We start from the raw sequence: 22956 nt of genomic DNA on the forward strand, positions 1-22956 counted from the left end.
TCCGCGTCCCCGCGTCTCCCTCATCCCCCTCATCCCCCTCATCCCCCTCATCTCCCCCACTCCCCACTCCTAAACCCGACCTCGGAGAAACTGCGCCATTTCGTTAGGAGTTGGTGACATTTCCAAGGCAGTTTCTTCAGTAATGCGACCGTCTTGATAGAGATTCAGCAATGACTGATTCATAGTGATCATGCCGTCAAAGCTGGCTTGTTTCATCAGTTCGCCAATTTCATCATATTTGCCATCTTTGATCCATTCTTTGATTGCCTCAGTGTTAATCAGCACATCGTGGAAAGCAGCCCGCTTCCCGTCTGTTGTCCGGCACAAACCTTGGGCGATTATTGCGACTAAAGACTCAGAAATTGCCACCCGCATGGCATCCTGTTCTTCACCAGAGTAGAGGTTGAGTATCCGCTCAATGGTTTTGACAGCGCTATTGGTGTGCAAGGTTCCCATTACCAAGTGACCAGTTTGAGCGGCTTTGAGGGCGGTGTTGACTGTTTCTTTATCCCGCATTTCCCCCACCAGAATCAAATCTGGGTCTTCCCGTAAGGCTGCTTTCAAAGCGTTGTCAAATTTCCGGGTGTGCATTCCCACCTCCCGCTGTTTGACTAAGGACTTACGGCTTTGGTGGACGAATTCTATGGGGTCTTCAATGGTGATGATATGCTTAGCCATCTCTTTATTGATGTAGTCAATCATCGCCGCCATTGTTGTGGACTTACCAGAACCAGTCGGCCCGGTCACCAAAATTAAGCCTTTGTGGTGATGACAAATATCCCGAAAAACTGGAGGTAATCTCAACTGTTCCATAGTTAAGATTTTCAACGGAATCAACCGCAATACCATTGCAGGACCTTTCAGGGAGCCAAAGACGTTAATCCGCACACGAGCAAATTCGTACTGAGTTGCTCCGTCAAATTCTAAGTGTTCTTCAAAGCGTTGAATTTCTGCCTCAGTCATCACCTCCCTCAACCAACTCATCAAACTCTCTTTATCCGTTTCTGGATAATCTGTTGGTTGAATTTCTCCTCGGTTGCGGAAACGGGGTACTTCACCTACGCCCAAGTGAATATCAGAATATCCTTGATCGTAAGCTTCCCTGATAATCTGCGCTAAAGTCAGTCCTGGAGGGCTACTTTTCGGGCGAGCTGAACTAGGTATTGGCGGTGGTGTACCCGGACGATGACCTGCAACAGGCGCAGAGTTAACAGCAGGAGAGTTAGCACTCATATCCAATGTTTGTGTCATCTGACGCTGGGTACTCATTCCTGGTGGTGGCGGTGGTGGGGCTGGTGGGGCTGGTGGCAGGTTACGTCCGGCAGCAGAGTTAGAACTTAATGGAGACTGTGATTCTGTCATATATCTTCACATTTGGCAGTTAACAAATTGAATTAGCGAGAAGTCAAGTCGCTTTCTGAGACGAATTCTGAAAGGCGCTGGGGTGCAAGCCCTAACGGTAATGCAAGGCGATTGAAATTCTAAAACCACGGTCAATACACTTCATCCAACTCGACTTGTATCTTTTTTGTCGGCAATTTGACTATTCAGAAGTTTTATAAAAACTATTTAGCCTGTATAACCTGGTTTAACACATGTAAGTCCACAGATTACCTCAGTAAATATTCTAGAGTAAATAGTTTTATATACTACTAAAAAATATAAAGTAAATATTCTAATTCTATTAAATGAGAAATTTATCGCAACTATGGAGTTTAATTGCTAGCAATTAGCAACACAAAGATTAGCAGTTCATGAATTCAGCGGATATCTCAATTATGAGAAGAAGTGCTGATTATTATAAGAAATGTTAAGCTGACTCGGAATCATATGCTGGGGATCAAGCTTGAAAGCTTATGTCTTTTAGCTTCTATGCCTTAAGACTGATGTAGAAAGCAAGCTTTTTGAATAAAAAGCAACTTGACTTTACATTCATAATTACAAAAAATTAACTGTAAAGTTTAGTAAATAAATGCTCATTTTCCTGATTAGGTTTTATATACTGAACTTCACTAAAACATTCAGTTTATTCGCAAAAAGCGAGAAAAAGCTGAAAATTAAAACTTGCTGTGTATTTTTGGGAGGAAAAGTCATGGTTTCGGCTCAGAGCTCTAATCTAGGAAAGACCTACTCCTTGATGATGATTAAAAGCTTTTTAATATGGACTTTCACATTGGCAGTATGCTTGCTGGTTGTCGGTTTTCCACTAGTTGTTTTGATGGCTACGGTCGGATGTCTGTTGTCGATTGTTTTGCAATCTGTAATGCCTGTTAGTGCTGTTTTGCTGGTTGCAGGCGGTTTAGTGATGTTCAATGTCATGGCAGTTGTATTTGCTGCGGGTGTGCTAACTCTTAAAGGAGTTCATCCTAGCGAAGTTAAGTGGTTAAGCTGGCTGCATGGAGAGGCAGACCAAACGCAGACTACTGTATACGCTGCTTGCCCTTTAACTTGTGAGATTAAAATGTAGTCTTTGCAATTAAATTCGACAAACAGTGCGTCTGCCCGGTTAAGCCGGGTTTTTTCATGTTTTATTGATTTTATGGTGAGATCAAAATCTAGTCATTAGACCTGCCTTGAAAATGGGGAGTTGGGAGTGGGGAGTTGGGAAAAGAAATTTTCATTGTTCCTTGTGAACGCAGCTCATGGAGTCTCTTGCAAAAGTCCCTAACACCCCACCCCCAACCCCGAGCAGCTTGCGGGGCTACGGTGTACACACAAGTTAGTAAGGGCACGGCAGTGCCGTGCCCCTACGATAAATCTACCCATATCAAGGTTTTCGTGAAATGGTATTACGCATTGACAGGAAATACCAAACATGGGTGATTTAAAAACCACATCTTTCGTAGGGGCACAGCACTGCTGTGCCCTTTATTGAGGACTACCGCTGCACTCGTAATGACAATTTATTGGGTCTAGAAGGCTTGAAACCTTTGCAGAAAGCACTTGTGTATACACCCGTAGGCTTGCGGGGAGGGGAGCTCAAATGCGGGGTGGGGTTCTTTATTTTTGATTTATGCAAGAGGTCTATTGCATTTGCCCGGTTAAGCCGGGTTTTTTCATGTTTTGTATGATTTATACTTTGATATTTATGGTTTTTGTGATGATTGGCCATTAACTATTGACTATTGACGATAGACCATTGACCATAGCCTTTGACAAATTACAACCGACAAATGACTAATAAAAAGCAGGTTTGCATTATTTTGGGTACTCGTCCGGAAGCGATTAAACTAGCTCCGGTGATTCAGGTTTTCCAAAAGTGTTCAGATTTTGAGTCGCAAGTAATTCTAACTGGACAGCATCGTGAAATGGTTGAACAAGTCATGCAACTGTTTAATATCAAGCCAGATTATGACTTGGAAATTATGCAGACTCAGCAATCTTTAAATGATATTACCTGTCGCAGTTTACAAGGGTTAGAAGCATTATTTCAGCAAAAAAAGCCAGATTTAGTTGTGGTTCAGGGAGATACTACCACGGCTTTTGCCGCAGCTTTGGCAGCTTTTTATCAAAAAATTCCTGTTGGTCATGTAGAAGCAGGGTTAAGAACTGATGATATACTCAATCCTTACCCAGAAGAGGCTAATCGACGGTTGATTTCTCAAATTACTCAGTTGCACTTTGCGCCAACTCCTTGGGCTGTAGAAAATTTGCACCGTTCTGGTGTTTTAGGTGAAATTCACTTGACTGGTAACACGGTAATCGATGCGTTATTGAATGTTGCTGCAACCCAAGTCAGCTGTAATGTACCAGGTTTAGATTGGGGTTCATATCGCGTTTTGTTGGCAACAGTGCATCGTCGGGAAAATTGGGGAGAACCACTCGAAGCGATCGCTGCTGGCTTTTTACAAATCTTAGACAAGTTTCCTGATACAGCAATGCTCTTACCATTACACCGCAATCCGACAGTGCGAGTACCATTGCAGCAACTTTTAGGAAATCATCCGCGAATTTTCTTGACAGAACCTCTCGATTATGGGCAATTGGTGGGAGCAATTGGGCGATCGCATCTTTTGCTTACCGATTCTGGTGGATTGCAGGAAGAAGCCCCCAGCTTGGGCAAACCAGTACTAGTTTTGAGAGACACCACAGAAAGACCAGAGGCTGTTACAGCCGGTACCGCTAAACTTGTGGGAACTGAGAGTGAAAATATTTTTGCAGCTGCTAGCGAATTACTCAGTGACCAAACGGCCTATGAAGCAATGGCAAATGCGATTAATCCTTTTGGGGATGGTCATGCAGCAGAGCGCATTTTGCAGATTGTCCAAAATTACTTGGGTGTTTGATTACCGACATCAATTTAGGAAGCTAAAACTGCATAAGATCAGTGAGTCTGGAGTTAAGAATGAATGTCAGGCAATACTGCTGTTGATGGTTGAGTTCAAATATCTATGGGTGTAGCATCACGATATTGGCAACTAGTGAAAATTGATGCTGCCGGAGGGCGGCAAGTGCAGGAAATTACTCCGGCTAAAGCGTTTTTCGCTGATGTGTTTTCAGCAAAGGCAGATAATAATGATGTCCCAGACGCAGAAATTCAACTCCAACTGCTGCAATTATCGCGGGATGCTCCTGCTGATAGATGCTTGCTAGCCCAGCGTTGTCTACTCTGTTTTATATCTTGGCAAATTGAGCAAGTTTGCTTACAATTAGAAACCAATTTTGGGACTGCTCATGGTTTTAGTTGCAGTGATTTACTGCCTTATGTCCTAGATGATGATGGCAGATTAGAACCAACTGGTTCTTATGAATGTCTTTCTCGAAAAATTTTGCACAGTTTTGACCCAGATCAAAGTAGTCTCACAACCTGGACAACGACAAAGGTAAAACAATATCCGGCGCTGAATCAATTTTTGCTGGAATCAGGATTATATCTTGTGAGTGACTGGGCAATTCTCAATGATACTAGACCTAAACAGCTAGAGCGAATTTTCAGGGAATTTTACTCGTTAACGCCTAGAGAAATTGAATATTTCGTCATCTTTTTAGAAAGTTACCACCTTGTTTATCGCGCACAAAGGCTACAACAACGTTCTTTAGGTATTGGGGGAAAATGTCTCCCACCCACTACGCAGCAACTACAAGAAATTGCTTTAAATATCCAAAGTCAAAGCGGTCAAATGCTCAAAAATGAAACTGTGATGACACAATTACAAAAGCTTGCTTCTTTGTTGCGACAGTATCGAATTCATGTGCGGGGTGGTTCTTTACCAACAACATCCATAGATGTGGTGGGTAGAGAAAGTATTCTGAATCTTGATGTTACCAATGCTGGAGAAAATGAAGACGAGGAAGCGGAGTTTTTGCAATTATATCGTCCTCAATTCCTAGCTTGTTTAGACCAAGCGTTAGCTTTGGTGATTACATTACGAGTGAAACAACTACAAGGAAAAAAAGGAGATAAAGCCAAAAAATTCCTGATAGCGCTCCAGCTAGTTCACTGTCAACAAATACCGATGACAGAAATTGCTAGTCGGTTAGGATTAAGGGCACAGGATGCAGTAACTCGCTTGTTAAAACTTAAGGAATTTCGTGCTGATGTGCAACAACAGCTTTTGGTAATATTGCGCGATCGCGTCCTTGATTTGGCAAAAAATTACTATGATCCAGAACATCTCCAAACCCTAGAAAATCAGATATCATCTGCCCTGGATGAACAGATTTCTACAGTATTTAGAGATGCAAAAATTTCATCTCAAACGCCTAAGAGTAGTGTAGTCAACAATCTTTTTTCTCAGCAACTATGTCGTTATCTCGATACAATAAATGAGTAGATATGAAAAATTTATCAAGTAACATTCCTCAGCTACAGCTAGACTTTGAAGTTCTGGCTACAGAAACAATTACTCTCTCCTCTAACCAAATAAATCAGGCAGTAGAACTGAGTCAGCAAATTCCCACTACATCTCGGCAGTGGCAGACTTATATTAATGCTCTGGCGCTATTGGCTTTTGAACAATGGCTAGAAGAACGCGCCGAGTATTTAACTATTAATCGGGAAAAATGTACAGTTTTGCAGCCACCACTGGCAAATGCGATCGCTGCTGTTGCCAATTTGCAAGTTGGTGAATTTAAACTCTGTCTAATTCCCACTGGTAGCCTCACTGATTTAGAAGTGACTCTACCTAAAGTAGTCGTAGATTTACCAGAATATGTTCCTCATTTTTATGTATTGGTAGAAGTTTTAGAAGAACAAGAATCTGCCGTAATTTCTGGGTTTATCTCCTATCAAAAATTAATAGAAAATCAGGTAAGAGCTAACTTACAGCCTGAGTCAGACTGGACTTATCAAATACCTTTGAGTTGGTTTGAAGATGAACCAAACCGCTTGTTGTTATATTTGCGTTGTTTAAAGTCTGAAGCATTAACTTTACCAAATGTCAAGGGCAAATCGACTCAGTTATTATCGACAATGGAAGGTGAGTTAGCTACATTATTACCGCAGTTGCGATCGCCTCAACGTGAACTTTGGGAAGTGTTGACTTGGGAACAAGGAAGTGCTGTTTTGACTAATCCAGAATTACTCAATTGGATTTACAATTTGCAGCAAGCGAACAAGTCTACACCCAAAACAAACTTAAAAGATTTACTCAAATTATTGACACAGCCAGCCCTCAATGTTGGACGTTGGTTGTGGGATGAATTAGATGAATTAGGCCAGGCATTTTCATGGGTGCTGTTACCTAGTTTGACACCGGCTGCGGCAATGCGAAGTCCTACAGAAGAATTCCAGGCAATTATCACCCAACTTCAGCACAGAGGTGTAGAAATTCCCTCCCAAGCGCGGGGTGCTTATCACGATTTACTATTAGCAGGAATTACTCTGCGGCTATATGCAGTCACTTGGCATATATTATCTGAATCAGACAGCCATTTATGGACATTATTGTTAGTGTTAGGTACAGCTTCACATGATGCTTTACCTTCACATTTAAAAATGCGAGTGAGTGACCAAACGAGCATTTTATTAGAACAGGGGACAAATCAAGAACAGGGAGATTCTTATTTGTTTACTCGTGTGGTTGGTGGTTGGGATGAGAAATTTCTGGTGAGTGTGAGTTTAATGGATGGTATGGAATTGACCTTACCTCCATTTGCATTTTATCCGGGGCGATCGCTTTAGTTTCTCTGGTTACATTTTTGGTAACGGGTGATTATATTACTCATCATCAAACCAACTCTCCTTTTTATATAGCAATCCTGAACAAAAAGATCCCCGAATTCTTGAATAAGTCGGGGATCTGAGCCTGAACCGTATCTAACACAAAAAGGCTCATACGGTACTATTTATATCTAATCATCAAACCTTGCTAACAATTCCTCACGAGATAATTGGAGTAGCAAAGGAGTAAATTGTTCAGGTGGTAATGATAATAAAGGCTCAATAATTGCGGATAATTGCTCATCTAATTCACCAAAACGAGCTTTGAATAAATTTTCTACAACTACACGCTGTCCTTGCTGAACTCCTTGCTGAACTCCTTGCTGAACTCCTTGCTCTGTTGCTTCTGCTAACTTTTGGGTATAAAGAGGTGATAATCGCATAATTAACTGCCTATCTTCTAACTTTATCATCATGGCTGTTCAGCGAACCTTGTTAACAATTCCTCACGAGATAATTGTGATAATTGGAGTAGCAAAGGACTAAATTGTTCAGGTGGTAATGATAATAAAGGCTCAACAATTGCAGATAATTGCTCATCTAATTCACCAAAACGAGCTTTGAGTAAATTTTCTACAACTACACGCTGTCCTTGCTGAACTCCTTGCTGAACTCCTTGCTCTGTTGCTTCTGCTAACTTTTGGGTATAAAGAGGTGATAATCGCATAATTAACTGCCTATCTTCAGTATCTAAATTCTGACTGACTTCTAAGGTTATTTTCAAGCTATACAATAACTCTAGCGCTCTAGCGCGTAAAGGTTCATCTTCTGGAAGTGCCTCGATTTCATCAATAGCTTGTTGCTGAACTTTTCCCTTACCAAGAATTCTTAACCAGAGAGTTTCTCTAGTTCTGGGTAATTGATGAATTGCTACTATTGCTGTTCGCAAGTATTTGGGTAAACAATAGACTCCAGTTAACCAGTTCTCTTCATCAACTATAGCTGCAAATCCATCTAATATCCCTTGGGAAGCAGTCGGAGACAATATCCATAATCTTGGTAAATTACTCTCTTCTAATCGTTGTTGATTGCGATTAGCTTCGCGTTCATATTCACCCCGTATTTCTAACAACTTTAACAAGCAATTACAAATTTCTGTGGCAGTTGCGGCATTGCGGAAAGGTTCAAAAATCGCAGGTTTAGTGGCAAACCGACCTAGTAATCCCAGTTTAGAGACTTCTGTTACAGGTTGTGATGTATCTGGTGCAAACCAAACATCTATTTCTCTGACTTCCCCTGCGACTCGCCGAGGAACTTGCACTGAACCCAATGGTTGTAATAATTCTTCTAGATAATCTTTTGCAAATTGGTCATAGGGAAACCGTGTCATGTTTTGTTAATTATCTTTGTCAATCGATCTAGCTTTTGTAGTGTATCAAAACAATCAATAACTACAGGAGATTGCAACAGGCGTGAGGTACAGATAATCGTAGGGAACATGGCTGTGCCCCTACCCGTGTACTTCATTTACCTGAAATACACTGTATATCTAACTCGCGCTCACTACGCAGTTCTTGAGCTATATCTGCAAAGTCATCATCTCCGTTAAACATCCCAATAAAATCTGTCCAGGGATTATTTACTACTTCTAGCGTCAGCACCTCAATATTTGCTAGTCTAGTTTTGATTTGCTGCTGTACAGATGCGATGCCTTCTCTACGAGACGCTGCGCGAACGGCAACCCCAAAGGGGAACGCATCTGAACGATTTTCAGCTTCAGCCACACAATTAGGCAACTCTGGCACTGATGCGATAAAATGCCCCGATGATGCCTGTTCAATCAGAATATGAAGAGACAGCCTATTCAAACTTGTGACGGCTAGTAGATTCATTGACCAGGGATGCTAGATTCTCCTTTACCATCATAATGCTCTACAGTGTACTACGGTGTACACACAAGTTATCGAATCACACGATAGTGAAAGAAATTCAACCAAATTTGACGAAAATTGTTGATAATAAGAGTATTATAAGATTGAAGCTCTATTTTTGCATTCAAAACCTAATTTACGAATTCTGAAGCTAATTTATAATTTCAAAACTTGATTTAGGAGTTTAAAACTTGATTTAGAAGTTCAAAACTTGATTTAGGAGTTTAAAACTTGATTTAGAAGTTCAAAACTTGATTTAGGAGTTTAAAACTTGATTTAGGAGTTCAAAACTTGATTTAGGAGTTCAAAACTTGATTGAGAAGTTTAAAACTTGATGACGGCAGGAACGTACTGGCTCATTAATTTTAACGTGAGTTCGATGTAGAGGATTTTGACCTCACCTCCAGCCCCTCTCCTTGAAGGCTATGGTATACACACAAGTCGGAAAATCTATATAATACTTGTGTTATCGCTGTTTTTTCTGCTTTGTTGCTGCAATGGAAACTACAAAACTATCTAATGAAGGGCAAGTAATTATTCCTGAAGCATTGCGAAAAGCTTATGGTTGGGAAGTAGGACAGGAATTAATAGTAGTTGAAATGGGTGATGGTATTCTCTTGAAACCAAAGAAATTATTTCCTGAAACCACTTTAAATGATGTTGCTGGGTGTTTGAAATATCACGGCACGCCAAAGACTCTGGAAGATATGGAAAATGCCATCCGTCAAGGTGTAGAGGAATCATGGCATGATTGCAGTTGATACTAATATTATTGTGCGGCTGTTGACTCAAGATGACGAGTTACAGTACCAAAAAAGTCTGCAAATTTTTCAGAGTTATCAGATTTTCATCTTGCCCAGTCTCAAAATTATACTCATTTATATATTGGACTTTGGACAAAAAGAAGTTTATTCGCGAGTGTGACTCGCGAATAAATGAATGATTAATCTTGTTTATAGTGACGAGCAGAAAAAAGCATAGCCATCAGACCCCCAACAAATAGTAATATCAACTACAAAGTATCTTTGGGTAAATACTGATGGCTATGCCAAAATTTAATAACAATCAATTAATAGCGCAATTTCAAGATTTTAGACAAAAAATTTACAACTGTTTTTCTTCATGTAGCGACGCCTGTATGGATTTGTTGGATGCGCTTGCGGGTAATACGGGAGCCAATTCAATTGCGGAGTTATCTTTAAGTCCTTTGTTTCCCAGAAGCTATAATTCTATTTATAAAGCAATTCAAAAATCATTTAATACAAATATTCAGGAGAAGAACAATGAAGAAGAAGAACAAGAAGAACAAGAAAAACCCAATAACTTAATTAGGGTGGTATCTGAGTTAATTAAGCAACCACAACAACGCCCTTTTTACTTATTCGCTCTTGATACAACACCGCATCCGCGTCCTTACGCGAGGACTTTAGCTGAACGTGGGTATATTTACCAGCCAAATACTATCAAGGGTAACAAACCGATTAATATTGGTCATTCTTATTCGATACTTTCTATCTTACCAGAGAAAGAAACTGGGAATGCCGCCCCTTGGTCAATACCAATATCAGGAGAAAGGGTATCACTTGATAAAACTGGTGTTGATGTGGGTAGTGAACAAATTTCCTCAGTAATGTCTGATTCATCACTGCCCTGGCAGGAAAAATTGTGCGTCTTAGTAGCAGATAGCGCCTATAGTCAGCGTTCATTTCTGTTTGACCAATCCAAACACAAAAATGTGGTAGTGATAGCCAGAGTTCGTAGTAATCGAATTTTCTACCAATCTCCACCCGTTGATGAGTCAAAGAAAAAACGTGGTTGTCCAAAAAAATACGGTGAACGGTTTAATTTAGCTGATGTTGAAACTTGGCACTCTCCCGACGAGACAACACAAATTCAGCAGACAACCTGTAAGGGTCGTCTTTTAAACATCACCATACTCGCTTGGCATCAAATGTTGATGAGGGGAACCAAGCACCAAAAAATGTATTGTCATCCTTTTACTCTGCTCAGAATTCATGTGACTGATGATACTAATCAATCTCTCTGGAAACCAATGTGGTTAATTGTCATAGGTGAGCAACGTGGAGAAATCTCACCTACGGTTGCAAACCATTGCTATAGACAAAGGTTTGATATTGAACACATGCTGCGATTTAGCAAGCAGCGTTTGTTGATGACGCAGTTTCAAACTCCAGATGTTTTGCATGAGGAAAATTGGATACATTTAGTAATCCTAGCTTACGTACAGTTGTGGGCGGCAAGGGAGTTAGCAACACACTTACCCAGGCCATGGGAGCGTTATTTAGAACAAAACAATGATAAAATTGCCACTCCAAGTGTAGTGCAACGCGATTTTCAGAGAATTATTTCAGAGATTGGTACACCCGCTCGTTCTCCCAAAACCAGAGGAAATTCCATCGGTCGAGTTCAAGGTCAAGTTCAAACACAACGAACTAAGCATCCTGTTGTCAAGAAGAAGTCAAAATCAACACTCGCTAAAGTCAAAGCCGCATAAATTTTCTTAGGCTTTAGGCGTTTAACTCAGTCTGACTCAGTTTGTAAAATAACTGGGGTAATTTCTGATGACTAGTTTTTTGTTCGCGAGTGTGACTCGCGAACAAACTTCTTTTTGTCCAAAGTCCAATTATATACATTTGATGAGAAATTTGTGAAACGCTCCCAGGGGCTAACTACCTGCGAAGTCACAATACCTTGAATTAAGTGATACAAAATTTTTTGCATAACCTCCTAAAGCATGAGAGATATAGAGAATTAGCGAGTAATTTACTCTCACCCGCTTGAAGGACTGCTTCTCGTGCATTACCGTCTCAAATCCCTCTCTATTGCTACTTTAGTGCTTTGCCTGTCTTTACCTGTAGGCGTTGCTGAATCACAGATAAGGGGAAATGTGCAAACTACCCTAACTGCACAAGCGCAAACAACGCAAGAACACAGGGATGAAGCATTGCGGCTAAATGAATTAGGTCTTCAACAATTAAATAAAGGCCAGTTTCGAGAAGCGTTAAAGACTTTTGAGCAAGCTTTAGCGATTTTCCAACAAATTGGTGACACAGCAGGTGAAGGCACAATTCTCAACAATATTGGGGTACTTTACCGCAATCTGGGACAGTATGCTAAGGCTTTAGAGTTCTATCAGCAAGCTTTAGCAATCCGTAAACAAACTAGTAACACAGAAGGTGAAGGGAATACTCTCAACAATATTGGGGGAGTTTATTTCAGTTTGGGACAGTATGCCAAGGCTTTAGAGTTCTATCAGCAAGCTTTAGCGATCGCCAAACAAATTGGTAACACAGCAGGTGAAGGCGCAACTCTCAACAATATTGGGGTAGTTTACAGCAATCTGGGACAGTATGCCAAGGCTTTAGAGTTCTATCAGCAAGCCTTAGCGATTCGCAAACAAATTGGTGACACAGCAGGTGAAGGGAATACTCTCAACAATATTGGGCTAATTTACGACAATCTGGGACAGTATGCCAAGGCTTTAGAGTTCTATCAGCAAGCTTTAGCGATTCCCAAACAAATTGGTGACACAGCAGGTGAAGGGAATACTCTCAACAATATTGGGGGAGTTTATTTCAGTTTGGGACAGTATGCCAAGGCTTTAGAGTTCTATCAGCAAGCTTTAGCGATTGGCAAACAAATTGGTGACACAGCAGGTGAAGGCATAACTCTCAACAATATTGGGGCAGTTTACCGCAATCTGGGACAGTATGCCAAGGCTTTAGAGTTCTATCAGCAAGCTTTAGCGATCGCCAAACAAATTGGTAACACAGCAGGTGAAGGCGCAACTCTCAACAATATTGGGGTAGTTTACAGCAATCTGGGACAGTATGCCAAGGCTTTAGAGTTCTATCAGCAAGCCTTAGCGATTCGCAAACAAATTGGTGACACAGCAGGTGAAGGCAGAACTCTCAACAATATTGGGCTAATTTACGACAATCTGGGACAGTATGCAGATGCAGAAAAAACCTTATTTGCTGCTATCGAGGTTTTGGAATCTCTGCGAACAAAAACATTATCGGACGACCAAAAAATATCAATTTTTGAAATCCAACCTCAAACTTATCGGTTTCTAGAACGAGTCTTAATTGCTCAAAATAAAACTAACACAGCATTGGAAATATCTGAACGAGGTCGAGCTAGAGCCTTTATTGAGTTATTAGCCTCCAAGATATCTGGAAATATCGACAATCAACAAGCTATCAAACCACCTAATATTGAGCAAATTCAGCAAACTGCTAAAGCACAAAATGCCACGCTTGTTGAATATTCAGTTAATGAATCAAATTTATATATCTGGGTGATAAAACCAACTGGCAAAATTGCCTTTAAACAAGTAGACCTTAAATCATTAAAGACACCACTTGCACAACTAGTAAACAAAAGCCGTCTATCTATTGGTGCTGGGGGTCGGGGTATTAAGGTAGAACCCAAAAATGAATCTACTAAAAAACAAAACTTGCAGAAGTTATATGAGGTATTAATTGAACCGATCGCCTCTCTTCTCCCGACTAACCCAGATGAACACGTTATCTTCATCCCTCACGATTCGCTGTTTTTAGTTCCCTTCGTTGCACTGCAAGATAAAGATGGCAAATACCTGATTGAAAAACACACTATCTTAACTGCACCAGCTATTCAAGTTTTAGATTTGACACATCAGCAACGCCAAAAGGTGACAGGTAAAGATGTGTTAGTTATGGGCAATCCGACAATGCCAAAAGTTGGGATTCCACCTGTGCAACTTGACCCTCTTTTGGGTGCAGAAAAGGAAGCATTAACTATTGCTAATTTATTCAAAATTAAAGCTATTACTGGTAAAGATGCAACAAAAGCGGCTTTCAAACAAAAGTTATCTTCTGCCAGGATTATTCATTTAGCAACGCATGGATTGTTGGATGATGCTGATAAGAGTATACCAAGTGCGATCGCTCTTGCACCCACTAGTAACGATGACGGTTTACTTACCCCTGCGGAAATTGTCGATTTAAAAATCAACGCAGAGTTAGTGGTGTTAAGCGCTTGCGACACTGGTAGAGGTGCAATTACTGGTGATGGTGTGGTTGGATTATCTCGTTCTTTGATTACGGCTGGCGCGTCTAGTGTGATTGTCTCTTTGTGGAAAGTTCCTGATTCATCTACGTCAGAATTAATGACGGAATTTTATCAGCAATGGGAGAAAAATCCTGATAAGGCGGCGGCGTTACGCAATGCGATGCTGATTACTATGAAGAAGCATCCTCAGCCTGTTAATTGGGCGGCTTTTACGTTGATTGGTGAATCTTAGTTCACGCAGAGGCGCAGAGGGAAGGAAAAGAGTTTAGAGTGGATTTTGGTGGTGTCTATTGGCGATTAGTTTTTAATTATGACTGGTTATAATTTTTATCTGAAAGTTCAACAGTTTGATAAATTTTGCTCATTTGAATTATCTTGGGGTGTGGGACAGAATATTGGTGTCACACTCGCATATCCTGAAAATATGACGGCGCTGTACCAAGAATGGCAGCGAATTTATCTCCGGTTTTATAATACTCAATTGCGAGGAAGGGTAGAAGAAATTGGTAGTTTTACTGCACCTAATGTTGATTGGCACGCGCATTTAGTACAGGCGGAAACACAACTTTTATATGAATTTCATCACTGGTTACGTAGTGCAGAATTATATGAAATTCGGGCAGCGATCGCCAAAGCTTCCAAAAACAGCGATAATCCCTATATTGATATTTTTATAACTTGCAATCCTCTAGAGTTAGCACGATTACCGTGGGAAGTCTGGGAAATTGGCACAGAATTTGCTCTTGATTCTAGTAAAATTCGGATTGTTCGCACACCGATAAATAGGCGGAAAACAGTAAATAATAATGTTTATAATGCCCGTAAAGCTAAAATTTTAGTAATTTTAGGAGATAAAAGTGGTTTAGATTTTAAAACAGAAAAATCAGCTGTAAGTTCCCTAGAATCATTAGCTGAAATTACTTTTATTGGCTGGCAACCACACGAAAGCATTACTGAATTAAAAACTAAAATTGTTCAGGCGATCGCCTCACAGTCTGGTTGGGATATTTTATTCTTTGCAGGTCACAGTAATGAAACAAATTTGACTGGGGGAGAAATAGCGATCGCTCCCAATGTGGCTTTATTAATTAGTGAGATAGAACAAGCATTAATTACTGCTAAATCAAGAGGATTACAGTTTGCTATTTTTAATTCTTGCAAGGGTTTAAGTATTGCTAATAAACTCATTGATTTAGGATTAAGTCAGGTTGCAGTTATGCGCGAACCAATTCACAATCGCGTTGCTGGAGAATTTTTTCTGCAATTTATCCAAGCTTTAGCTCAATATCAAGATGTCCATCAATCATTATTAGCAGCATCGAAATATCTGAAGTTAGAAAAGAATTTCACTTATCCGAGTGCTTACTTAATTCCCTCTTTGTTTCGCCATCCAGAAGCAGACTTATTTCGCCTCCAACCTTTTGGTATCAAGCAAGTTTTTCAGAGTTTGAAACCAAATCGTCAAGAAGCGATCGCACTTTTAGTTGTGTTAATAATTAGTTTACTACAGCCAGTGCAAAGTCTTTTATTACAAGGGCGTGTATTGGTACAGGCTTTCTATCGTCAAATTACCCGTCAAGTTGCAAATGTTGCAAGTCCGCCGCCAGTTCTCTTGGTGCAAATTGACGAAGAGTCCATTAGAAAAGCCAAAATATCGAATCCTAAGCCGATGAATCGTCAGTATTTGGCGAGTCTAGTTGATCGACTGACGGCTAATAACGCTAAGGTAATCGGTATTGATTATCTCTTGGATCGGCCTCAAGAGCAAGGCGATCGCATTCTTGCCAAATCTATTCAAAGGGCTATATCTTCACCTAACCCGACATTGTTTGTGTTTTCTGCAACTTCTAATGATGACGCATGGCTGAGGGTACTACCTGAAATTGCTAGTCTTAATTGGAGTTTAGAAGGGGAAATTGACAATTATCCTTGGTATATGGAATTGTTACCCCATGATGATTTTCAATCACAGCCTTGGCATTTTGCTAGCTTATTAGCTCTTGGGCATCAATTACAAGAAATTCCTAACGCGCCGCAGCCAAAAAAAGACAGTAAAATAGACTTTTTTCAAAAGATTAATGATTTTTTAAAAGATAGTAATAAAGCTAATAAAACAATTTTAAAATCAGAGCGATCGCACCTGCAATTAGTTACAGCTTTGAGTTATTCAATCAAGCAAAGTTGGTTACACCCAATCATTGACTTTTCTATTCCCCCTCATCAGGTATATCATTCCATTCCTGCCTGGAAATTATTAGAAAATCGAGATATTCCTCAAAGCTTACAACAGCAAATTGTCATTATTGCACCGGGAGGATATCACGAAGCTGGGATTGTGAAAGATGGTGATGATACTTTTCAAGATTCACAGTCACCACCAGCTATCAAATACTGGCGAAATCAACAAAATCCCATTAACAAAAGCAAAGTGTTTACAGGCGGTGAATATCACGCTTACATAGTGCATCATTTCCTGACGCAGAGATTAGTTGTGCCAATTCCCGATTTATGGATGATTGGGATAGCAATATTGCTAGGCAAAACTATATATTTACTGCAACCAAGAAAGCAGTATTCTGCATTGCAATGGTTAATATTGCCCAGTATTATTACAGGGTTGTATGGACTGGTTAGCTTACAATTTTACATTTGGTCAGCTGCAATGCTATTACCTTGGTTTTTACCAACAGTAGCATTGTGGTATTACGTTTTACCTACTGTTTTCAAAAGGAAAAGTCATGAATAAACTTTTATTACATACTTTGGTGCTATCAACGATCGCTTTGAGTAATGCACCTGTTCTATCTAATCAAGTGACACCTCCTAAAAAAAGTTCCATACAACAAACTTTTTCTTGGACAAATATTTCCCGAATTATTTTTAGTAAGAAACCTCCTGTAGAACCGCGTAAAGGTGGTTCTCGTCCTACTGATAATGTCTGCATGGTTTCTCCAGATGCACCCGATAAACTTAGAATTGTTTGGAGCGATCGCCCCTTATTTATTTGGAAAGGTCAAGCGCAAACAATAGCAGTGCGTTCAATCAATAGTGAGCAAGATTTATGGAATCAACCAGTAACAGAAACTCAGAATATAACTTATGCAGGTAAACCATTGCAACCAGGTGAAACTTATAAATGGGTGGTCAATTCATCGAAGTTCGTCCCATTTCAAATCATGGAGACACAACAGCGCGATCGCATTACCGCAGAATTGAAGACTTTAGAAAATCAACTGCAAGCACAAGGAGCAGATATTGAGGCGATCGCCCTTGCTAAAGCCAAGTACTTTGCTGATTCTAACCTGTGGTCAGATGCCTTACAGCAAGCTTATTCTGTGCCATTACGCTCAGATGAATTGCAGAAGATGATCAAAAATATCGATAACTTGTGTGACGTACCGAAATAAAAGGGTAATAATTCGGCAACTCGTTAGCAAATAGCTCTGATTTTGCATAACCTCTGAACACTCAGAGATATATACCTGTGAGCAGCAAGAAAACCTCTGCAATATTTAAGATTTTAGGAGATACAACAATGAAAGGTTTGAAATTAGCAGCAGCAATTCTAGTATTTGGAACACTGACTTTTACACCCAAGGCTGAAGCTAAAAGCTTGTTCAGCACTCGACAAGTCATAGCACAAGTTCCCAACTCGCAAACTGAAAATCAGAATGATACCGAAACATACTTTAAACGGGGTTTTAAGCGGATAGAATCAAAAGATTATCGAGGAGCAATTGAAGATTTTAACCAAATCCTGAAGATTGAACCTAAAAATGCTTATGCCTACCTTGGTAGAGGATTAGGTAATTTTGGTTTGGATGAATATCAAGCAGCAAAGACAGATTTTGATCAAGCTTTGGAAATTACTCCCGATATTCCCTATGCCTATTATTTCCGAGGTTTGACAAACTTTGCTTTAAAAGACAAACAAGGAGCGATCGCTGATTTACAGAAAGCATTCACACTGTTTAAACAAGAGGGGAATCAGGAATTCGCCCAAAAAGCCACCGATGCAATTGAGAAGATACAAGAGAGTTAAACCCCATTACATAATTGTGACAACCTATGCAGCAACCGGGTTTTGCAATTTTTTGTTCGTAAAATCCGGTTTTTATTGAAATATCCTCTGAAAACTTAGAGATATACACCACTGAGTCAGTCTGCTGAGAATTCGTCTATGCGCCACCGCCTGAAATACCTTACCGTTGCTACAGTCCTATTTCCCCTTGTTACCTTGTCACCTTGTCTCCCACTCTCCTCTCCCTTAGTGGTGCAGGCGCAAACGACACAACAGCCTAGTGCTGAAGCTTTGCAATTATTGCAAATTGGTATTCAACAATATAAGAATGGTACGTTACAAGAAGCATTACAAACATTTCAAAAATTACTTCCCATTCTCAGAACAAATGGCAACGGAAAGATAGAAGCAATGACTCTTAACGTTATTGGGAGAATTTACGTAAATTTAGGACAGTATCCCCAAGCTTTGACAGCTTGTCAGCAAGCTTTAACTTTGGCTAAACAAATTGGAGAAAAGGCAGAAGAAGGTGCTTCTCTTAATAATATTGGCAATATTTATAATAGTTGGGGACAATCTGCCAAAGCTTTAGAGTTTTATCAGCAAGCCTTAACCATTAGCAAACAAATCGATGACAAACTATTTGAAGGGCTAAGTTTGAACAATATTGGCACAGTTTACTCCAGTTGGGGAGAGTATGCCAAAGCCTTGGAATTTTATCAGCAAGCTTTAGTCATTTACAAACAAGTTGGCAACAAAATGGAGGAAGCAACAACCTTCAATAATATTGGCAAGATTTATAATGGTTTGGGAGAGTATGCCAAAGCTTTGGAAGCTTATCAGCAAGCTTTAGCTATTGTTAAGCAAGCCAGTAACAAAGTAGGGGAAGCTTCAACCCTTAACAATATTGGATTGACTTACAATAGCCAGGGAAATTACACCAAAGCCTTGGAATTGCATCAGCAAGCTTTAGCTATTCTCCAACAACTTGCCAATAAACAGGAAGAAGCAACAACTCTCAACGCTATTGGATTGGCTTACAACAAACAAGGGCAATATGTAAAAGCCTTGGAATTACATCAGCAGGCTTTAAGTATTTTCAAACAAATCGGTAACAAATGGGGAGAAGCAGCAACTCTCAATAATATTGGAGATGTTTACCGTAATTTGGGAGAGTATACCAAAGCTTTAGGATTGTTTCAGCAAGCTTCAGCTATTTTCAAACAAATTGCTGATCAAGCGGGTGAAGGAACAACTCTCAACAACATTGCCTTTGTTTACAATAATCAAGGACAGTACGCCAAAGCTTTGGCAGCTTATCAGCAAGCTTTAGCTATTCGCAAACAAATCAATCAAAAAGCGTTGGTAGGAGAAAGCCTCAATAATATTGGCTCTGTTTACGACAATTTGGGGCAGTACGATCAAGCATTGAAGTTTTATCAGCAAGCTTTAGCTATTCTCCAACAAATTGGTAGCAAAGCAGGTGAAGGTAAAACTTTGAACAACATTGCCTTTATTTATAACAATTCTGAACAGTATGATAAAGCATTGAAGTTTTATCAGGAATCTTTAACTATTCTCCAACAAATTGGTGACAAAGCAGGCGAAGGCAAAACTCTCCATAATATTGGAGAAGTTTATCAAAGGCAAAGACAATATACAAAAGCCTTGAACATCTATCAGCAAGCTTTAACTATTTTTAAACAAATCGGCGATCAAGCGGGTGAAAGCATAACTCTTAATAATATTGGTGGGGTTTATTACAACCAGGGAGAGTATGCCAAAGCTTTGGAATTCCATCAGGAAGCTTTAGTAATTGTCAAACAAGTCGGTGATAAAGCGGCAGAAGGAACATATCTTAATAATATTGGTTCAGCTTACGATAACTTAGGACAATATGAAAATGCTGAAAAAACGCTATTTACTGCAATTGAGATTTGGGAGGATTTGCGAAAGAATGGATTAACTGATGCTCAGAAAATTTCCATCTTTGAAAAACAAGCCGAAACCTACCGCTTTCTGCAAAAAGCGTTAATTGCCCAGAATAAAATTAATTCTGCACTAGAAGTGAGCGATCGCGCTAAAGCCAGAGCCTTTATTGAGTTATTAGCATCAAAGCAATTAGAGAAACCAAATACTCAATTAAATACCCAACCTCTGACACTCCCACAAATCCAAAACATTGCCAAAGTGCAAAACGCAACCCTCGTACAATATTCAACTATAGGGGACGAAGCACTTGACATTTGGGTAATCAAACCTACAGGTAAAATTGCCTTTGAGAAAGTTGACTTGAAAAAATCTCTAGATACTTCTCTGGAAGAATTGGTGACTGTTAGCCGTCAATCTATAGGTGCAAGAACTAGAGGTATCAAAGTCGAGCCTACAGGTGGGGGTAATCAAAGCAAACGGTTACAAAAACTCTATGAAATACTGATTAAACCTATCGCATCATATCTTCCCACAGATCCTAATGCCCGTGTGATCTTCATCCCCCAAAACTCACTGTTTCTCGTTCCCTTCCCCGCACTACAAGATGAAGAAGGCAAATACTTAATCGAAAAACATACTATTCTGACTGCGCCTGCAATTCAAGTTTTGGAGTTTACCCGCCAGCAAAGAGTAGGGAATAGGGAATTGGGAGTGGGGAGTAGGGAAGTTTTAGTGGTTGGTAATCCTACCACAGCTAAGATTCCCATCACCAACGAAAATTTAATACCTCTTGCTGGTGCAGAATTTGAAGCAGTTCAGATTGCAGATTTGTTCAAAACGCAAGCGATTATAGGTAGCAAAGCCACAGAAACAGCAATTGTCCAGAAAATGAGCAAAGCCAGGATTATCCATTTTGCTACTCATGGCTTACTTGATGATTTTAAAGGATTTGGGGTACCAGGTGCGATCGCTCTTGCTCCTTCGCCTAAAGACGACGGTTTCCTAACATCAGGCGAAATTTTGGACATGAAACTCAACGCCGAACTCGTGGTTCTCAGTGCTTGCAATACCGGAGGTGGGAATATTACAGGCGATGGTGTCATTGGCTTATCGCGTTCTTTGATTACAGCCGGAGTTCCTAGCGTCATCGTATCTCTATGGTCTGTAGATGATAAATCCACCGCCTCATTGATGAGTGAATTTTATCGCAACCTCCAGCAAAATCCTGATAAAGCTGTCGCGCTAAGACAAGCAATGCTGACAACAAAAAAACTATATTCCAATCCTCTCGATTGGGCTGCATTTACTCTCATAGGCGAATCTGATTAACTCAATAACCTCTCTGCGCGACGCCAGATGCTTCAAGTCGGGAAACCCGCCCAACGCACTGGCTCCTCTGCGCCTCTGCGTGATAAATTCCTTCAATAATATGCAAAAACAATCAATTTTTCAAATCACCTCAATTAGCCTAATTATCTTAGCAACTATTTCCTTGTCTAATCTAGCCAAACATCCCAAACTTTTGGCACAAACAACATTAGAAACTCAAACATCAACTTATCATCAATTACAAAAAATTCTCATCTCTCAAAACAAATATCAAGCAGCCTTAGAAGTTTCTGAACGCAGCCGTAATCGGACATTAGTAAACTTATTAGCGCAGCAATTATCAATATCAGAAGTTAATCCGCCAAATACCGAGCGAATTAAACAAGTAGCTAAACAACAAAATGCCACACTTGTGCAATATTCCATCATGAATGATGAAGTGATTCTTGATGGTAAAAAACAAACTAAAGAATCAGAATTGTATATTTGGGTGATTAAACCTACAGGTGATATCGCCTTTCGTAGCGTTGATCTTAAACCATTATGGCAGAAAGAGAAAACATCTTTAGGTGATTTAATTAAGGATAGTCGTCAGTTTCATGATTTCCGAGAAAGAAATCTCAAAGGTGGTATTCAGACTTTTCCTAACAAAAATAATAACTCAAACAACCAATTACAAACGCTACATCAACTGTTAATTAAACCCATTGTAGACCTTTTACCAACTCAACCCGATGAACACATTATATTTATCCCACAAGGTGAATTATTCCTCGTACCTTTTGCAGCCCTGCAAGATGCCAAGGGTAAATACTTGATTGAAAAACATACCATCGCCATTGCACCCTCAATTCAAGCATTGGATTTACTGTATCAGCGTCAGACTTTACGTAGAACATCTCCAGAGGACGTGTTAATCGTCGGTAATCCTACCATGCCTAGTACTTCTCTGAAGCCTGGTGAACCTCCACACAAACTATCGCAACTACCAGGCGCAGAACAGGAAGCAAAAGATATTGCAAGTATATTGAACACCCAAGCACTCACTGGTGATGCAGCCACAGAAACCACCGTAGTGCAAAAAATGCCCCAAGCCAGAATTATTCACCTAGCAACATGTCCTGACTCATTAGGAACACCTTACGGACTCGCACTTGCGCCATCAGCACAAGACGATGGCTGGCTAACATCTGAAGAAATTCTGAACTTGAAATTAAAAGCTGATTTAGTTGTGCTGAGTGCAAGTGATACAGCATTAGGCAAAATTACTGCTGATGGTGTGATTGGCTTATCTCGTTCTTTCTTCGCCGCAGGAGTTTCCAGTGTGATTGGTTCTTTATGGATTGTATCAGATCGGGAGACGGCATTTTTGATGACAGAGTTTCATCAAAAACTCACTGAAAACCCAGACAAAGCAGTTGCCTTGCGTCATGCGATGCTAGAAACTAAGAAAAAATACCCAAATCCCAGAGATTGGGCAAGTTTTACTCTCATTGGTTTGCAGGGCTATTTCATTCTAAATGTAGACGCAATATGGTAGAATTCATCGCCAGCTCTACTTCAAG

Annotated in this window: 16 protein-coding genes; 12 read left to right on the plus strand and 4 right to left on the minus strand. The window is 40.1% G+C overall.

Features of this window, described 5'->3' with window-relative positions; all coding sequences use genetic code 11:
- Window positions 1-69: 69 nt before the first annotated feature.
- Window positions 70-1362 (minus strand): type IV pilus twitching motility protein PilT, encoded by a 1293-nt coding sequence (locus IQ276_RS34095; protein WP_190882870.1) that lies wholly within the window; start codon window positions 1360-1362, stop codon window positions 70-72.
- Window positions 1363-2092: 730 nt separating this feature from the next.
- Here IQ276_RS34095 and IQ276_RS34100 point away from each other — a divergent pair.
- From IQ276_RS34100 to IQ276_RS34115, 4 genes are all read left to right on the plus strand, one after another.
- Window positions 2093-2467: a hypothetical protein gene (locus IQ276_RS34100; RefSeq protein ID WP_190882871.1), complete on the plus strand. Its 375-nt coding sequence runs from the start codon at window positions 2093-2095 to the stop codon at window positions 2465-2467.
- A 706-nt stretch (window positions 2468-3173) separates the two neighbouring features.
- Window positions 3174-4286, plus strand: a complete 1113-nt coding sequence (wecB, locus tag IQ276_RS34105; protein ID WP_193920030.1) for a non-hydrolyzing UDP-N-acetylglucosamine 2-epimerase — start codon at window positions 3174-3176, stop codon at window positions 4284-4286.
- A gap of 105 nt (window positions 4287-4391) precedes the next feature.
- Window positions 4392-5774 (plus strand): hypothetical protein, encoded by a 1383-nt coding sequence (locus IQ276_RS34110; protein ID WP_193920029.1) that lies wholly within the window; start codon window positions 4392-4394, stop codon window positions 5772-5774.
- A gap of 2 nt (window positions 5775-5776) precedes the next feature.
- Window positions 5777-7123: a DUF1822 family protein gene (locus IQ276_RS34115; protein ID WP_193920028.1), complete on the plus strand. Its 1347-nt coding sequence runs from the start codon at window positions 5777-5779 to the stop codon at window positions 7121-7123.
- A gap of 170 nt (window positions 7124-7293) precedes the next feature.
- Here IQ276_RS34115 and IQ276_RS34120 read toward each other — a convergent pair whose 3' ends face one another.
- The 3 genes from IQ276_RS34120 to IQ276_RS34130 all read right to left on the minus strand — a co-directional run bounded on the left by IQ276_RS34120 (window position 7294) and on the right by IQ276_RS34130 (window position 8994).
- A complete protein-coding gene (locus IQ276_RS34120) occupies window positions 7294-7578 on the minus strand; it encodes a hypothetical protein (protein WP_228043284.1) in 285 nt (94 codons plus the stop codon).
- Window positions 7575-8492: a hypothetical protein gene (locus IQ276_RS34125; RefSeq protein WP_193920027.1), complete on the minus strand. Its 918-nt coding sequence runs from the start codon at window positions 8490-8492 to the stop codon at window positions 7575-7577. Before IQ276_RS34125 ends, IQ276_RS34120 begins: the two co-directional genes overlap by 4 nt.
- Window positions 8493-8625: 133 nt before the next feature.
- Entirely contained in the window at window positions 8626-8994 is a 369-nt protein-coding gene (locus IQ276_RS34130) for a type II toxin-antitoxin system HicB family antitoxin (protein WP_193920026.1), read from the minus strand.
- A 536-nt stretch (window positions 8995-9530) separates the two neighbouring features.
- Here IQ276_RS34130 and IQ276_RS34135 point away from each other — a divergent pair.
- The 8 genes from IQ276_RS34135 (at window position 9531) to IQ276_RS34170 (ending at window position 22931) form a co-directional block, all read left to right on the plus strand.
- A complete protein-coding gene (locus IQ276_RS34135) occupies window positions 9531-9794 on the plus strand; it encodes an AbrB/MazE/SpoVT family DNA-binding domain-containing protein (protein ID WP_193920024.1) in 264 nt (87 codons plus the stop codon).
- 278 nt (window positions 9795-10072) lie between these two features.
- Window positions 10073-11548 carry an NF041680 family putative transposase gene (locus IQ276_RS34140; RefSeq protein ID WP_228043575.1) on the plus strand — a complete coding sequence of 492 codons (1476 nt, stop codon included), beginning with the start codon at window positions 10073-10075 and terminating at the stop codon, window positions 11546-11548.
- 300 nt (window positions 11549-11848) lie between these two features.
- Window positions 11849-14341 (plus strand): CHAT domain-containing protein, encoded by a 2493-nt coding sequence (locus tag IQ276_RS34145; protein WP_235116209.1) that lies wholly within the window; start codon window positions 11849-11851, stop codon window positions 14339-14341.
- Between the two features lie 78 nt (window positions 14342-14419).
- Window positions 14420-16855: a CHASE2 domain-containing protein gene (locus IQ276_RS34150; protein ID WP_193918432.1), complete on the plus strand. Its 2436-nt coding sequence runs from the start codon at window positions 14420-14422 to the stop codon at window positions 16853-16855.
- Window positions 16848-17516 carry a hypothetical protein gene (locus IQ276_RS34155; RefSeq protein WP_193918435.1) on the plus strand — a complete coding sequence of 223 codons (669 nt, stop codon included), beginning with the start codon at window positions 16848-16850 and terminating at the stop codon, window positions 17514-17516. The genes IQ276_RS34150 and IQ276_RS34155 overlap by 8 nt, the downstream gene beginning before the upstream one ends.
- A gap of 128 nt (window positions 17517-17644) precedes the next feature.
- Window positions 17645-18151 (plus strand): tetratricopeptide repeat protein, encoded by a 507-nt coding sequence (locus tag IQ276_RS34160; RefSeq protein ID WP_193918437.1) that lies wholly within the window; start codon window positions 17645-17647, stop codon window positions 18149-18151.
- Between the two features lie 138 nt (window positions 18152-18289).
- Window positions 18290-21391 (plus strand): CHAT domain-containing protein, encoded by a 3102-nt coding sequence (locus IQ276_RS34165; protein ID WP_193918439.1) that lies wholly within the window; start codon window positions 18290-18292, stop codon window positions 21389-21391.
- Between the two features lie 100 nt (window positions 21392-21491).
- Window positions 21492-22931 (plus strand): CHAT domain-containing protein, encoded by a 1440-nt coding sequence (locus IQ276_RS34170; protein ID WP_193918441.1) that lies wholly within the window; start codon window positions 21492-21494, stop codon window positions 22929-22931.
- Window positions 22932-22956 lie beyond the last annotated feature (25 nt).

The organism is Desmonostoc muscorum LEGE 12446, assembly GCF_015207005.2.
Classification (GTDB): Bacteria; Cyanobacteriota; Cyanobacteriia; order Cyanobacteriales; family Nostocaceae; genus Nostoc; species Nostoc muscorum.